Annotated in this window: 8 protein-coding genes; 3 read left to right on the top strand and 5 right to left on the bottom strand. The window is 71.6% G+C overall.

Annotated elements, in window-relative coordinates; genetic code table 11:
* Positions 1-7 precede the first annotated feature (7 nt).
* The 3 genes from ABZ312_RS15500 to ABZ312_RS15510 are packed head-to-tail and all read right to left on the bottom strand — an operon-like array spanning position 8 to position 4,802.
* A complete protein-coding gene (locus ABZ312_RS15500) occupies positions 8-1,837 on the bottom strand; it encodes an alkyl/aryl-sulfatase (protein ID WP_500331931.1) in 1,830 nt (609 codons plus the stop codon).
* Positions 1,838-1,875: 38 nt separating this feature from the next.
* A complete protein-coding gene (locus ABZ312_RS15505) occupies positions 1,876-2,940 on the bottom strand; it encodes a glycoside hydrolase family 113 (RefSeq protein WP_500359980.1) in 1,065 nt (354 codons plus the stop codon).
* Positions 2,937-4,802: a DUF2334 domain-containing protein gene (locus tag ABZ312_RS15510; RefSeq protein ID WP_500437848.1), complete on the bottom strand. Its 1,866-nt coding sequence runs from the start codon at positions 4,800-4,802 to the stop codon at positions 2,937-2,939. Before ABZ312_RS15510 ends, ABZ312_RS15505 begins: the two co-directional genes overlap by 4 nt.
* A gap of 527 nt (positions 4,803-5,329) precedes the next feature.
* Here ABZ312_RS15510 and ABZ312_RS15515 point away from each other — a divergent pair.
* The 3 genes from ABZ312_RS15515 (at position 5,330) to ABZ312_RS15525 (ending at position 8,539) form a co-directional block, all read left to right on the top strand.
* Complete coding sequence (locus ABZ312_RS15515; protein WP_500330576.1) at positions 5,330-6,574, top strand: glycosyltransferase family 2 protein; 1,245 nt, start codon at positions 5,330-5,332, stop codon at positions 6,572-6,574.
* A gap of 106 nt (positions 6,575-6,680) precedes the next feature.
* Positions 6,681-7,832: a non-hydrolyzing UDP-N-acetylglucosamine 2-epimerase gene (gene wecB, locus ABZ312_RS15520; protein WP_500330575.1), complete on the top strand. Its 1,152-nt coding sequence runs from the start codon at positions 6,681-6,683 to the stop codon at positions 7,830-7,832.
* Positions 7,829-8,539 carry a calcium-binding protein gene (locus tag ABZ312_RS15525; protein ID WP_500330573.1) on the top strand — a complete coding sequence of 237 codons (711 nt, stop codon included), beginning with the start codon at positions 7,829-7,831 and terminating at the stop codon, positions 8,537-8,539. Before wecB ends, ABZ312_RS15525 begins: the two co-directional genes overlap by 4 nt.
* A 62-nt stretch (positions 8,540-8,601) precedes the next feature.
* Here the strand turns inward: ABZ312_RS15525 and ABZ312_RS15530 are convergent, their stop codons facing one another.
* Positions 8,602-10,062, bottom strand: a complete 1,461-nt coding sequence (locus tag ABZ312_RS15530; protein ID WP_500330571.1) for a glutamate synthase subunit beta — start codon at positions 10,060-10,062, stop codon at positions 8,602-8,604.
* Positions 10,055-14,644 (bottom strand): glutamate synthase large subunit, encoded by a 4,590-nt coding sequence (gene gltB, locus ABZ312_RS15535; protein ID WP_500330589.1) that lies wholly within the window; start codon positions 14,642-14,644, stop codon positions 10,055-10,057. The genes ABZ312_RS15530 and gltB overlap by 8 nt, the downstream gene beginning before the upstream one ends.
* Positions 14,645-14,784: the final 140 nt, after the last annotated feature.

Consider the following 14,784-nt stretch of genomic DNA (forward strand, 5'->3'; position numbering starts at 1 on the left):
GGGATCCTCACGGGGTGACGATCGGGAAGTCCTGGTCGGCGGCGTCCAGCAGCCCGACCAGGGTCGCGACCACCTTCAGGTCCCCCTCGTGGTCGACGCCCTCGAAGCGGCCGCCCGCGAGGAGCCGGTGCAGCTCGGGCCGGCTGAGGGTGAGCGTCAGGTCGGCGTGCCGGACGGCGGGGCGCCCGTCCTGGGTGGAGAAGTAGGTGAGGGCGCCGTTGGAGAGGGTCAGGTGCCAGGTGCGGTGCTCGTCGGTGAGGCGCCAGTCGATGGTCAGGTGGACGTCCCAGGCCTTGGGGCCGTTGACGCGGATGGCGAGGGAGTCGATGAGCTGGTCGACGGTCAGGGCGGCCATCAGCTCCGGGTTCGCGATCACGACGGGGGTCCGGGTCACCCCCTGCCGCAGTTCCTGGGCGCCCATCAGGTAGAAGTTGCGCCAGGGACCGTTCTCGCAGCCGTGCCCCAGCCGCTCGTAGAGCAGGGCCAGTTCCTCCGCCGCGGCGGCGTGCCCGGGGTCGGCGAAGACGGCGTGGCCCAGCAGGGTGACGGCGAAGCGCAGGTCGCCGGCCTCGGCGTACTCCCTGGCCTTGGCGACGGTGGCGTCGGTGCCGCCGAGGCAGTCCACGTAGCGGCGTGCCTCCTCCGCCGGAGGGTGCTGCCACAGGTGGGCCGGGTTGCCGTCGAACCAGCCCATGTAGCGCTGGTAGACGGCCTTCACGTTGTGGCTGAGGGAGCCGTAGTAGCCGCGGTTGGAGTTGATCCGTTCCAGGGCCGGGGGCAGGGTCAGCTCCTCGGCGATCTCGCTGCCGGTGAGGCCCCGGTTGATCAGCCGCAGGGTCTGGTCGTGGAGGTAGGCGTAGAGGTCGCGCTGGTGCGACAGCAGCCGGTGGATGCCCTCGCGGCTCCAGGTCGGCCAGTGGTGGGAGGCGATGACGACGTCGGAGGCGTTGCCGAACAGGACGAGGGCCTCGTTGAGGTAGTGCGCCCACAGCCGGGCGTCGCGGACCTGCGCACCGCGCAGGGTGAGGACGTTGTGCATGGTGTGGGTGGCGTTCTCCGCCATGCACAGCACCCGCTTGGCGGGGAAGTGGAAGTTCATCTCGGCGGGCGCCTCGGCCCCCGGGGTGAGCTGGAAGATGATCCGGACCCCGTCGATCGTCTCGTCCTGGCCGGTGCGGGTGACCAGGACGGTGGGCGGGATCAGGGTGACGGTTCCGGTGGAGGCGGTCTGGCCGAGGCCGCAGCCGATCTGCCCGGCCGGGCCCTTGGGCAGTTCGGAGCCGTACATGTAGACGGCACGGCGGGTCATCGCGACCCCGGCGTCGACGCTCTCGCCCGCCGCGTGCTCCAGGAAGCCGGCCGGGGCCAGGACGGGCACCGGGTCGTGACCGTGCGGCAGGACACCGCGGGCGCCGCCGAAGTGGTCGACGTGCGAGTGGCTGTAGATGAGGGCGGTGACGGGCCGTTCCCCGCGGTGTTCGCGGTAGAGGGCGAGGGCGGCGGCGGCGCACTCGGCGGAGCGGAGGGGGTCGATGACGACGACCCCGCGGTCCCCCTCGACGAGGGTCATGTTCGACAGGTCCAGGCCGCGTACCTGGTAGATCCCCTCGACGACCTCGAACAGCCCCTGCCGGGAGGCGAGCCGGCTCTGCCGCCACAGGCCGGGGTGCGCCGTGTCGGGGCACGGGCCCTGCAGGAAGGAGTACGCGTCGCCGTCCCAGACCACCCGGCCGTCGCCGTCGGTGACGCGGCCGGGGGTCAGGGCACCGAGGAATCCCCGGTCGGCGTCGGCGAAGTCCGTCGTGTCCTCGGTTGCGCCGGGTGCGAGAGCCGTCATGACGACACAATGTCAGCGTTTCGCCTGAATTGTCACGCTCATGTGCGCCACCAGCGGCGCAGCACCTCCTCCGCGGGTTTGCCGCGCGGGCTGTACGCGAGCCGGGCCGGGGTCTCCCCGCTGTCCGGCCAGTCGTCCCACATCCACCAGCACACCCCGGCCCACCAGCGCTCCCCGTCCAGGGCGGCGAGCAACGCCTGGTACGCGGCCGCCTGCTCGGCCTCCGCCGGTTGCCGGCTGACGGTCCAGGAGTACGGGGCCGTGGTCGTCCCGCGCTGGCTGACGTAGCCGGCCTCGGTGAACAGCACGCGGCGGTGGTGCCGGGCGGAGTAGCCGGCCAGCTCCCGGATCACGGGCCGCCAGGCGGCGCGCAGCCGGCCGACGTCGGCAGTGGGACGCTCGGCCAGCGGCCAGTAGGCGTCGACCCCGATCAGGTCGAGGGCGTCCCAGAAGGGGACGTGCTCGTACTCGTCGTAGTTGGCGGCGTAGACCAGCGGACCGTCGTAGGCGTCCCGGACGGCGCGGATCACCGCCCGCCAGCGCCCGCCGTCCCGCGAGGTGCCGGCCAGTTCGGTGCCCACGGAGAACTGCTCGACGCCGAGCCCGCCCGCCAGCTCCGCGTAGTGGGTGATGAAGCGCGTGTAGGCGGTGAACCAGGCATCGGGGTCGGTGGGCGTGATGCCGGCCCGGTCGCCGCCGCCGGTCAGGTCGACGTGCGGCTTGAGCAGCACCTTCAGGCCGGCGGCATGGGCCTCGCGGACGATCCGCCGCAGGCTCGCGTCGCTCGCGGTCTCCTCGGTGGTGCGCATCGAGGTCCCGTGGACGCCGGACTGGTACCAGGTGGGGGTGAAGGACACCCAGCGCGCGCCGGTGGCGGCGATGCCGCGCAGGTAGCGCCCGGCGGCGGGGCTGTCGTAGTCGTCCGCGGCCCAGGAGGGCAGCGCGATGCCGCGGACACGGTCGCCCGCACCGGCCCCGGGGCGCTCGTGCGGCCGGCCGTCGGGGCGGTCCGCGGGCCGGGCGCCGACGGTGGTGCAGCCGGCGGTGAGGGCGAGGACCGCCGCCGCGACGGTCGCGGCGGCGGTCCTCCGGAGCAGGGTCACGCGGCGGTCGCGGGGCTGACGAAGGTGTAGCCGAGGGCGCGGATGCCCTCGACCGTCTCCTTGAGCGGCTGGACCGGGTAGTAGGGGTGGTAGAAGAAGCTGGCGAAGCCGTCGCGGACGGCGAGGTTCGCCTTGGCCGAGGCGATCAGTTCGGCCGGCAGGCGCGCCGGGTGGTTGTTGTAGGCCTCGGGCTCGTAGTTGCCGATGTTCTCGGGGAGCACGGTGGTGCCGTACACGTCCTTCACGACGTACGGGAAGAACTGCCCGATGAAGCGGTTGGGGTCGGCCGTGCTGCCGCCGAGGGTGCCCGAGAAGTACAGCGACCGCTCCAGGCGCGCGGTGTAGTTCTGGGCGAAGACCTTGTAGTCGGTGGCGGAGGCCGCGTAGTGCGGGGTGGTCCACAGCTTGGGCACCGGCAGTCCCGCGAGGGCGAACTGGGCCAGACCCAGGGTGACCCGGGTCTGCGCCCACAGGGAGTCCCCGGCGACCGGGCCCTCGTAGACCACGTCGTCGGAGGCGTCGACGTGGGCCCGGTAGAACTCGAAGTCGTCGCCGGTGACGCCGTTGTAGGGGTTGGCGGTGTTCCCGTACTGGTGGGTGTAGCCGTGGTTCATCAGCACGGCACCATGCTGGAGCATGTACTTCAGGGTGGTGACCAGTTCGGGACGCTGCGCCAGGGTGACGGTCTGCGGCCGGCCGTTGTTGTAGGTGCCGCTCGGATCCGTGTAGACGGGGATGACGTTGATGCCGTACGGGATCTGCTCCGCGGCGAGGTAGTCGGCGATGGCCCGCAGCTGCGCGGGGTCGGAGTTGGGGCTGATGTCCTCCAGCCGCATCATGGCCCGGTGCCGCTCGGCGGTGGCGGGGGCGAGGGAGTCGAAGAGCAGGTCCTCGAAGGCGATGATCCGGTCGCTCTCGGAGACGTAGGCGAAGGGGATCTCACCGACGTATGTGAGGTTGCCCGATCGCACGGCCCACGGGAAGTCGGTGCCGGTGCCGGTGTCGCGCGCGGTGGCCAGCTGCGTCACCGCCGGGTAGCCGGGCCCCGACGAGATGGCGGGGCGCAGCACGCCGCCGTCCTGGCCGGCCGGGATCTTCCGGGTGAGGTTCTGGTTCCTGTACGTCACCTGCGTGACGGTGCCGACGCTGCCGTTCGCCTCGAAGTACGACGCGGTGGGGTCCCAGCCGTACTTGGTCTGGAACTGCGCGACCCCGGTCGCGTTCGCCAGCGACCAGATGTTGTCCGCGAGCCAGGTCACCGGACGCGTGGTGGTGACCACGTCCTGGTAGAAGGCGGCGGGGACGGCGTCGGGGATGCTCCCGCCGTAGTAGGTGGAGCCGATGTAGAAGGTGGCCGTGTACTGGTTGACCATGCCCGCGGTGTACTGCGAGACGGGCTTGGCGGTCACGGTCCCGAAGTGGCCGGCGAGGTTGGCGGTGGCCATGGCGTAGAGCTCGCCGAGGTGCCCGTAGGGGCCGGCGGTGTCGTACAGCACGAGCGCGGTGGTGCCGGCGGCGGCCGCAGCCGCCCTCGCGGGTGCGGCCGCCAGCGGGGCGCGTGCGCCGGTCAGGTCGCGGCCGGCCCGTGGCGGCCGGCCGCCCCCGCGGACCGGGCCCTTGGCGCGCCGCTCCCGGTCGGCGGCACGCTGGGCCGCGGCCCAGCCCGTGAAGTCGACCTCGCCGAGGCCGGCGCGGCCGCCCAGGAGCTCGCCGCGGTGGCGGTGGTCGCCCTTGCCCGCGGGGCCGCGCCCTGCGGCACCGCCCGCCGGGGCGGACAGGAATGCGACCCCCAAGAGGGCCGTGATGAGCATGACGATGACGGAGACCCGGGACTTCCCGGGCCTCCTGATGCGGGATTGCATGTTTCCCCCCATTGCACCGGTTCAGAACAGGTCGCCGATTGTTCAGAGCCGCAATGCCCGATGTCAACACGATCATCGGATTCGCCTCTCGTTCGATTTTCATTCCGGCATGGAAACCCAATGCCCCCAGAAGGGTGAATCCCCCTTTCGGTACACACCCCGGAGCTGCGGCGATACCGGCGCACGCCCCGCGCGCAACCCCACGCACCGCCTATCAGGCGATGATCATCCAAAAGTATCTGCTAACTTCCTGCCCTGGAGTTCCGGACCGCCTTTCGCGCCGGAACGCATTGGGGGGACTCACTCATGTACGGAAGGCCCGCACTGGGCACAATGCTGCCGCTGGCTGGTATGGCCACGGCTTCGAGGGCTGTTCCTGGCATTCCGTTCGCCAGGGGTTTACAAATAGCGGCAGGAATGGGCTTCCTGCTGTATTGCCTGATCGCATTCGGTCTGATGGCGGCGAGACTCTGGCTCCGCCGTCCCTCGGCCCGTGCGGCGGCCGGCCGGACCGCCGGGGGCCGGTCATGACCGGCCAGTTCGCGTTGTGGGCCGCGACCGCGCTGATCGTGCTGGCCGGGACCTACAACACCACGCTGTTCCTGCTCTCCCGGCGCCACATCCGCCGGGTGCGCCAGCCGGGACGGCAGCGCTTCTACGTCTTCCTGCTCGCCTGCCTCAACGAGGAGAAGGTCCTCGCCGAGAGCCTGGCCCGGATCACCTCACTGCCCGCCGACAGCTTCGTGGCACTGGTCATCGACGACGCCTCCGACGACCGTACGTCCGAGGTCGCCCGGGCCGCCGACAGCTCGCGGGTCTGGCTCTACCGGCGCCGGCTCCCCGACGCCCGGCGCGGCAAGGGCGCGGCGCTCAACGCGGGCGTGCGCCACCTGCGGGCCTCCGGACTGCTCGGCCACCGCGCCCCCGAGGACGTCATCCTCTGCGTCGTCGACGCCGACGGCCGGCTCGACCCGCACACCATCCAGGCCGTCGACCCGTACTTCGACGACCCGGCCACCGGCGCCGTCCAGATCGGCGTCCGCATGTACAACCGGCACCTGGGGCTGCTGGCCCGGCTGCAGGACATGGAGTTCGTCGTCTACGGCGACGTCTTCCAGAGCGCCCGGCGCTTCCTGGGCAGCGTCGGCATGGGCGGCAACGGGCAGTTCATGCGGCTGTCCGCGCTCGACACGCTCGGCGGCGACGGCCCCTGGAGCGACAGCCTGACCGAGGACCTCGACCTCGGGGTCCGGCTGATCGCGCGCGGCTGGCGCAACCAGTACTGCACCACCGCCGCCGTCTCCCAGCAGGCCGTGCTCGACGTACGACGGCTGGTGCGGCAGCGCTCGCGGTGGTTCCAGGGCCACCTGCAGTCCGCCGGCCTGGTGCCGCTGATCCTGCGCGAGGTCTCCACCCGCCCGGCCCTGGACCTGCTCTACCACCTGTCCAGCCCGGTGCTGATCCTGCTCACCTCGCTGCTGCCGCTGTCCTTCCTGGTGGCCGTCGGCGGCACCGTCGCCGCCTCGTTCCAGGAGGGCCGGCCGCTGGTCTCGCCGATGTGGCTGCTCGGCCCGTACCTGCTCTCCTTCACCGCGGCCTACGTCTACGGCTTCGTCTACGCCAAGCGCGAGCGCACACTCGGGCTGGTGCGCTCCGTCCTGGCGGCGCACGCCTTCATCCTCTACGGCTACATCTGGTTCGCCGCCGGCTGGTGGGGCCTGTGGCGGATGCTCACCGGCAAGCGCACCTGGCTGAAGACCGCGCGCACCTGACGGCCCGTACTCCTTCTCGTCCCGATCACCTGCACCACCGTCCCAGGGGGGAACCATGTCCGCTCACCCATCCGAATCGCCCGGAACGACGCAAACGATCCGCGCGATGCTCGTCCTCGGCACCCGGCCGGAGGTGATCAAACTGGCCCCCGTGGCCCGGGCGATGGCGGCCTCGGAGCTGTTCGAGCCGATCGTGGTCACCACCGGACAGCACCGCGAGATGCTCCACCAGATGCTGGAGCTGCTGCAGGTGCCGGCCAGGGCCGGGCTCGACGTGATGCGCGAGCGCCAGCAGCTCTCGGAGCTGACGGCCCGTCTGGTGGAGGGACTGGGCGAGGTCATCAGGAACGACCGTCCGGACCTGGTGATCGTCCAGGGCGACACCACCACCGCGCTGGCCGGGGCGCTGGCCGCCTTCTACGAACGCGTCCCCGTCGCCCACGTCGAGGCGGGCCTGCGCACCGGCGTCCTCGACAACCCGTTCCCCGAGGAGCTCAACCGCCGGCTGATCGGGCGCATCGCCCGCTGGCACTTCGCCCCCACCCCGCGGGCCGCCGCCCACCTGCTCGCCGAGGGCACCCCCGACACCCAGGTGTTCACCACCGGCAACACGGTCATCGACAACCTGCTGTGGGTGCTCGGCGAGGGCGTCGGCCGCAGCGCCTTCCCGGGCAGCGGCCGCCGCCGGGTGCTGCTCACCCTGCACCGCCGGGAGAACCAGGGGGAGCGGATGCGCGCCATGGGCCGCGCGCTGCGCCGGCTCGGCCGGCGCGGGGACGTGGAGATCCTGCTGCCGCTGCACAAGAGCCCGGCCGTGCGCGAGGCCCTGCTGCCCGAACTGACCGGCCACCACGCCGTGCACGTCGTCGAACCGTTGGGCTACCCCGACTTCGCGGCGACCCTCGCCGACTGCGAGCTGGTCCTCACCGACTCCGGCGGCATCCAGGAGGAGGCGCCCAGCCTCGGCAAGCCCGCGCTGGTGCTCCGTACCACCACCGAGCGGCCGGAGGCCGTGGAGGCGGGCGCGGCCCGGCTGATCGGCACCGACCCCGAGGCGATCCTGACGGCCGCGGGCCGGCTGCTGGACGACCCGGCGGAGTACCACCGCATGGCGACCGCGGGCAATCCCTTCGGCGACGGACGGGCGGCAGAACGCGTGCTCGCCCAGCTCGCCGAGGACTTCGGCGAGGACGTGCCCACCACGCTCTCCTCCGCGGTCCCGCCGCCCCGTGCCCCGGAGCCCTCCCCCGCGGCATGACCACCGTCCTGAGGTCCTCCGTGCTCCGGCCCCTCCGCCCACCGCGGCGGAGGGGCCCGCGGTCCGCCGGGCTGGTGCTCGCCCTGCTGCTGGTGGTGGGCGGCGTGGTGTACGCGTGCCAGGGGCGCGGCGGCGCCGGGCCCGGCTGGACGGACGGCACGGTGCACGGGCCCTGGCTGTCGGTGTACGACGGCTACGGCGACAACCGCGGGGACGCCACGTCGCTGCTGCTCTCGCCGGGCGTGGCCGACCGCCCGGACGTCACGCACGCGGGCCTGGTGGTCTCCACCGAGGAGTACGGGGACATGGCCTACGGGGCGCGGACGCGGACGCTCCGTCAGCTGCGCACCCCCCGGCCCAACCCGTGGGAAGTGCCGTGGCTGGTGTGGGCGTACCGCGACCCGGAGCACTTCTACTACCTCGCCCTCAAGCCGAACGGCTGGGAGCTGGGCAAGCGCGACCCGGCGTACCCGGGTGGCCAGCGCTTCCTGGCCACCGGTCCGGCGCCGTTCCCCACCGGGCGCTGGTACCGGATCGAGGTGGAGCAGCGCGGCGCCACGCTCACGATCACGGTCGACGGGCGCTTCCTGACCTCGTTCGCGGACGCCGAACGCCCCTACACCCGGGGCGGCGTGGGCGCCTACACCGAGGACGCCCTGGTGGAGTTCCACGACATGGCAGTGCGGCGCCTGCCCCCGGTCGGGTGAGGGCAGGCGCCGCGTTCCGTTCCGTACGCCCTTGTACGGGACGTCTCAGGTGTGACGGAGGGTCAGACCGTCAGCGGGCGATCCGTCGGACGGATCGGGGCCGGCAGGATGCTCGCGCCGGTGAGGTAGTGGTCCACCGCGCGGGCCGCGGAACGGCCCTCGGCGATGGCCCACACGATCAACGACTGGCCGCGGCCCGCGTCACCGGCGACGAAGACACCGTCCACGTTGGTGGTGAAGTCCTTGTCGCGGGCGATGTTGCCGCGGGCGTCGAGCTCCAGGCCGAGCTGCTCGACCAGGCCGTTGCGCTGGTCGGTGCCGGTGAAGCCCATGGCGAGGGTGACCAGTTCGGCAGGGATCACCTTCTCGGTGCCGGGCTGCGGGACGAACTTCCCGTCCTGGAACTCGACCTCGACCAGGTGCAGCGCCTTGACGTTGCCGTCCTCGTCGCCCTCGAACCTCATGGTGTTGACGGCGTAGACCCGCTCGCCGCCCTCCTCGTGGGCGGAGGTGACCTTGTACGTCATCGGCATGGTCGGCCAGGGCTGGTGCGCCGGGCGGTCCTCCGACGGCCGGGGCATGATCTCCAGCTGGGTGACCGAGCGGGCGCCCTGGCGGTGCGCGGTGCCGACGCAGTCGGCGCCGGTGTCGCCACCGCCGATGACGACCACGTGCTTGCCCTCGGCGGTGATCGGCGGGGCGACGAAGTCGCCCTCCTGCACCTTGTTGGCCAGCGGCAGGTACTCCATCGCCTGGTAGATGCCGCCGAGTTCGCGTCCCTCGGCGGGCAGGTCGCGCCACTGGGTGGCGCCCGCGGCGATCACCACGGCGTCGTACCGCTTGCGCAGTGCGCTGCCCGGCATGTCGCGGCCGACCTCGACACCGGTGCGGAACTTGGTGCCCTCCGCGCGCATCTGCTCGATGCGGCGGTTGATGTGCCGCTTCTCCATCTTGAACTCGGGGATGCCGTACCGCAGCAGACCGCCGATGCGGTCGGCCCGCTCGTACACCGCGACGGTGTGGCCGGCCCGGGTCAGCTGCTGGGCGGCGGCCAGGCCCGCCGGGCCGGAGCCGATGACGGCGACGGTCTTGCCGGAGAGCCGGTCCGGGGGCTGCGGGGTGACGTCCCCGCTGTCCCAGGCCTTGTCGATGATGGTGACCTCGACGTTCTTGATGGTCACCGCCGGCTGGTTGATGCCGAGCACACAGGCGGACTCGCAGGGGGCCGGGCAGAGGCGACCGGTGAACTCCGGGAAGTTGTTGGTCGCGTGCAGGCGCTCGCTGGCGGCCTTCCAGTCCTCACGGTAGGCGTAGTCGTTCCACTCGGGGATCAGGTTCCCCAGCGGACAGCCGTTGTGGCAGAAGGGGATGCCGCAGTCCATGCAGCGTCCGGCCTGCTTGGTGATGATCGGCAGCAGGCCGCCGGGAACGTAGACCTCGTTCCAGTCCTGCTTGCGCTCCTCGACCGGACGGGTCGGAGCGGTCTCGCGGGGCGTGGTGAGGAAGCCCTTCGGGTCAGCCATTTGCCGCCTCCATCATCTTCGCGACGGTCTCGGACTCGGAGAGCCCGGCTTGCTCGGCGGCGTTCTTGGCGGCGAGCACTGCCTTGTAGTCCCGCGGCATGACCTTGCCGAAGCGGGTGAGGGTGTGGCCCCAGTCGGCGAGGAGCTTCTCGGCGACGGTGGAGCCCGTCTCCTCCTGGTGGCGGCGCACCACGTCGTGCAGCCACTTGATGTCGTCGGCGTCCAGCTCCTCGACGTTCACCATGCCGGTGTTGACGTTGTCCGGGTCGAGGTCGAGGACGTACGCGATGCCGCCCGACATGCCGGCCGCGAAGTTGCGGCCGGTCGGGCCGAGCACCAGTGCCCGGCCACCGGTCATGTACTCGCAGCCGTGGTCGCCCACGCCCTCGGACACGACGGTGGCGCCGGAGTTGCGGACGCAGAAGCGCTCGCCGGTGGTGCCGCGCAGGAAGAGCTCACCGCCGGTGGCGCCGTACGCGATGGTGTTGCCGGCGATGGTCGAGTACTCGGCCAGGTGGTCGGCGCCCCGGTCGGGACGGACGATCACCCGGCCGCCGGACAGGCCCTTGCCGACGTAGTCGTTGGCGTCGCCCTCCAGGCGGAGCGTGATGCCCTTGGGGAGGAAGGCGCCGAAGGACTGGCCCGCGGAGCCGGTCAGGGTGATGTCGACGGTGTCGTCGGGCAGGCCGGCGCCGCCGTACTTCTTGGTCACCTCGTGGCCGAGCATGGTGCCGACCGTGCGGTTGACGTTGCGGATCGCGACCTGGGCGCGGACCGGGTCGCCGTTGTCGAGGGCGTCCTTGGCGAGCGCGATGAGCTCGTTGTCGAGCGCCTTGCCCAGGCCGTGGTCCTGGTCGATGGTGCGGTGCAGGGCCGCGCCCTCGGGCAGCTCGGGCACGTGGAAGAGCGGGGCGAGGTCCATGCCCTGCGCCTTCCAGTGGGTGACGGCCGCGGTGGTGTCGATCAGCTCGGCGTGGCCGACGGCCTCCTCGATCGAGCGGAAGCCCAGCTCGGCCAGGAGCTCGCGGACCTCCTGCGCGATGAACTCGAAGAAGTTCACCACGTACTCGGCCTTGCCGGTGAAGCGGTCGCGTAGCACCGGGTTCTGGGTGGCGATGCCGACCGGACAGGTGTCCAGGTGGCACACCCGCATCATCACGCAGCCGGAGACCACCAGCGGGGCGGTCGCGAAGCCGAACTCCTCGGCGCCCAGCAGGGCGGCGATGACGACGTCGCGGCCGGTCTTCAGCTGGCCGTCGGTCTGGACGACGATGCGGTCGCGCAGGCCGTTGAGCAGCAGCGTCTGCTGCGTCTCGGCCAGGCCCAGCTCCCAGGGGCCGCCCGCGTGCTTCAGGGAGGTCAGCGGGGAGGCGCCGGTGCCGCCGTCGTGGCCGGAGATCAGCACGACGTCGGCGTGGGCCTTGGAGACGCCCGCCGCGACCGTGCCGACGCCGACCTCGGAGACCAGCTTCACGTGGATGCGGGCCTGCGGGTTGGCGTTCTTGAGGTCGTGGATCAGCTGCGCCAGGTCCTCGATGGAGTAGATGTCGTGGTGCGGCGGCGGCGAGATCAGGCCGACACCGGGGGTGCTGTGCCGGGTCCTGCCGATCCACGGGTAGACCTTGTGGCCGGGCAGCTGGCCGCCCTCACCGGGCTTGGCGCCCTGGGCCATCTTGATCTGGATGTCGTCCGCGTTGACCAGGTACTCCGAGGTGACGCCGAAGCGGCCGGAGGCGACCTGCTTGATCGCGGAACGGCGCGCCGGGTCGTACAGGCGGTCCGGGTCCTCGCCGCCCTCGCCGGTGTTGGACTTGCCGCCCAGCTGGTTCATGGCGATGGCCAGCGTCTCGTGCGCCTCGCGCGAGATGGAGCCGTACGACATGGCGCCGGTGGAGAAGCGCTTGACGATCTCGGAGACCGGCTCGACCTCGTCGACCGGGATCGGGGCGCGCTCGCCGTCCTTGAAGGCGAACAGGCCGCGGAGCGTCATCAGGCGCTCGGACTGCTCGTTCACCCGGTCCGTGTACTGCTTGAAGATGTCGTAGCGGCGCGAGCGGGTGGCGTGCTGCAGCCGGAAGACCGTCTCCGGGTCGAACAGGTGCGGCTCGCCCTCGCGGCGCCACTGGTACTCGCCGCCGATCTCCAGCCGGCGGTGCGCCGGGGCGATGCCGGAGGCGGGGTAGGCCTTGGCGTGCCGGGCGGCGACCTCCTTGGCGACCACGTCGATGCCGGCGCCGCCGAGCTTGGTCGTGGTGCCGTGGAAGTAGGTGTCGACGAAGTCGTTGTCCAGGCCGATGGCCTCGAAGACCTGCGCGCCGCGGTAGGAGGCGACGGTGGAGATGCCCATCTTGGACATCACCTTCAGTACGCCCTTGCCCAGCGCCTTGATCAGGTTCCTGATGGCCGCCTCGGGCTCCAGACCCTGGAGGAAGGTGCCCGCGCGCAGCAGGTCCTCGACCGACTCCATCGCCAGGTACGGGTTGACCGCCGCGGCACCGTAGCCGATGAGCAGCGCGACGTGGTGCACCTCGCGGACGTCGCCGGCCTCGACCAGCAGGCCCACCTGGGTGCGCTGCTTGGTGCGGATGAGGTGGTGGTGCACGGCGGAGGTGAGCAGCAGCGACGGGATCGGCGCGTGCTCGGCGTCCGAGTGCCGGTCGGAGAGCACGATCAGCCGGGCGCCGTCCTCTATGGCGGCGTCGGCCTCGGCGCAGATCTCGGTGAGCCGCGCGGCCAGGGCCTCGCCGCCGCCGGAGACCCGGTACAGGCCCGACAGCGTCGCGGCCTTCAGGCCCGGCATGTCGCCGTCGGCGTTGATGTGGATGAGCTTGGCCAACTCGTCGTTGTCGATCACCGGGAAGGGCAGGGTGATGTTGCGACAGGACGCCGGCGACGGCTCCAGCAGGTTGCCGGACGGGCCGACGGCGCTGATCAGCGAGGTGACCAGCTCCTCCCGGATGGCGTCCAGCGGGGGGTTGGTGACCTGCGCGAACAGCTGGGTGAAGTAGTCGAAGAGCAGCCGGGGCCGCTCGGACAGCGCCGCGATCGGCGAGTCGGTGCCCATGGAGCCCAGCGGCTCACCGCCGGTCTTCGCCATCGGCGCCAGGATGATCCGCAGCTCCTCCTCGGTGTACCCGAAGGTCTGCTGGCGGCGGGTGACCGAGGCGTGGGTGTGCACGATGTGCTCGCGCTCGGGCAGGTCGTTGAGGTGGATCAGGCCGGCTTCCAGCCACTCCGCGTAGGGGTGCTCGGCGGCGAGCTGGGCCTTGATCTCGTCGTCCTCGATGATCCGGTGCCGGGCCGTGTCGACCAGGAACATCTTCCCGGGCTGCAGCCGGCCCTTGCGGACCACCTTGTCCGGGGAGATGTCGTCCAGCACGCCGGACTCGGAGGCGAGCACGACCAGGCCGTCGTCGGTGACCCAGTAGCGCCCCGGACGCAGGCCGTTGCGGTCCAGGACGGCGCCGACGACGGAACCGTCGGTGAAGGTGACGCAGGCCGGGCCGTCCCAGGGCTCGATCAGGGTGGAGTGGTACTGGTAGAAGGCGCGCCGGGCCGGGTCCATCGAGTCGTGGTTCTCCCACGCCTCGGGGATCATCATCAGCACGCTGTGGGGCAGCGAGCGGCCGCCGAGGTGGAGCAGCTCCAGCACCTCGTCGAAGGTCGCCGTGTCCGAGGCGTCCGGCGTGCAGACCGGGAAGATCCGGTCCAGGTCGCCGCCGAAGTGGCCCGAGGCGAGCTGCGACTCGCGGGCGCGCATCCAGTTGCGGTTGCCCTTGACGGTGTTGATCTCACCGTTGTGGGCGACGAAGCGGTACGGGTGCGCCAGCGGCCAGCTGGGGAAGGTGTTGGTGGAGAAGCGGGAGTGCACCAGGGCGATGGCGGTGGCGGTGCGCTCGTCGGACAGGTCCGGGAAGAAGGGCTCCAGCTGGCCGGTGGTCAGCATGCCCTTGTAGACGAGCGTCCGGGCCGACAGCGACGGGAAGTAGACGTCCGCCTCGCGCTCGGCGCGCTTGCGCAGCACGAAGGCGGGGCGGTCGAGGTCGATCCCGGACCGCGCGTCCTCGGCGTCCGAGACGAAGAGCTGGGAGAAGTGCGGCATCGTCGAGCGCGCCGTGGCGCCGAGGACGTCGGGGCCGATCGGCACCTCGCGCCAGCCGAGGACGGTCAGTCCCTCCTCGGCGGCCAGCCGCTCGATGGACTCGACGGCCTTGCGGCGGTCCTCGTCCTCGACGGGCAGGAAGGCCGTGCCGACCGCGTACCGGCCGGCGGCGGGCAGCTCGAAACCGGCGACCGCCCTCAGGAACGCGTCCGGGACCTGCATCAGGATGCCCGCGCCGTCGCCGGAGTCCGGCTCGGAGCCGGTGGCCCCGCGGTGCTCCAGGTTGCGCAGCACGGTCAGTGCCTGCTCCACGAGCGCGTGGTCCGCCTCGCCGGTGAGGGTGGCCACGAAGCCGACGCCGCAGGCGTCGTGCTCGTTGCGGGGGTCGTACATCCCCTGGGGGGCGGGACGCCCGTCCATGTGGGACCACCGGCCGGAACCGGAGCCGGCGGTCTGGGGGTGCGTGGACGCGGAACGCATCGGCTCTCCCGTCGTCGTCATCTGGCATATGACATGCGCACTAGGGACGACGTTGGCCCTCTGCGATTTCGTGCAGGTTACATGATGGCCGGATGGCCGAAAAGTGGATAGCCAGTTCCATCATGTGGACTAAGCAGCGC

Origin of the sequence: Streptomyces sp. NPDC006207, assembly GCF_040613835.1 — a bacterium.
Classification (GTDB): domain Bacteria; phylum Actinomycetota; class Actinomycetes; order Streptomycetales; family Streptomycetaceae; genus Actinacidiphila.

Coding starts and splice junctions, on each gene's coding strand:
- ABZ312_RS15530 (WP_500330571.1), bottom strand. CDS start 10,062: ATGGCTGACCCGAAGGGCTTCCTCACCACGCCCCGCGAGACCGCTCCG.
- ABZ312_RS15510 (WP_500437848.1), bottom strand. CDS start 4,802: ATGCAATCCCGCATCAGGAGGCCCGGGAAGTCCCGGGTCTCCGTCATC.
- wecB (WP_500330575.1), top strand. CDS start 6,681: ATGCTCGTCCTCGGCACCCGGCCGGAGGTGATCAAACTGGCCCCCGTG.
- ABZ312_RS15525 (WP_500330573.1), top strand. CDS start 7,829: ATGACCACCGTCCTGAGGTCCTCCGTGCTCCGGCCCCTCCGCCCACCG.
- gltB (WP_500330589.1), bottom strand. CDS start 14,644: ATGCGTTCCGCGTCCACGCACCCCCAGACCGCCGGCTCCGGTTCCGGC.
- ABZ312_RS15515 (WP_500330576.1), top strand. CDS start 5,330: ATGACCGGCCAGTTCGCGTTGTGGGCCGCGACCGCGCTGATCGTGCTG.
- ABZ312_RS15500 (WP_500331931.1), bottom strand. CDS start 1,837: ATGACGGCTCTCGCACCCGGCGCAACCGAGGACACGACGGACTTCGCC.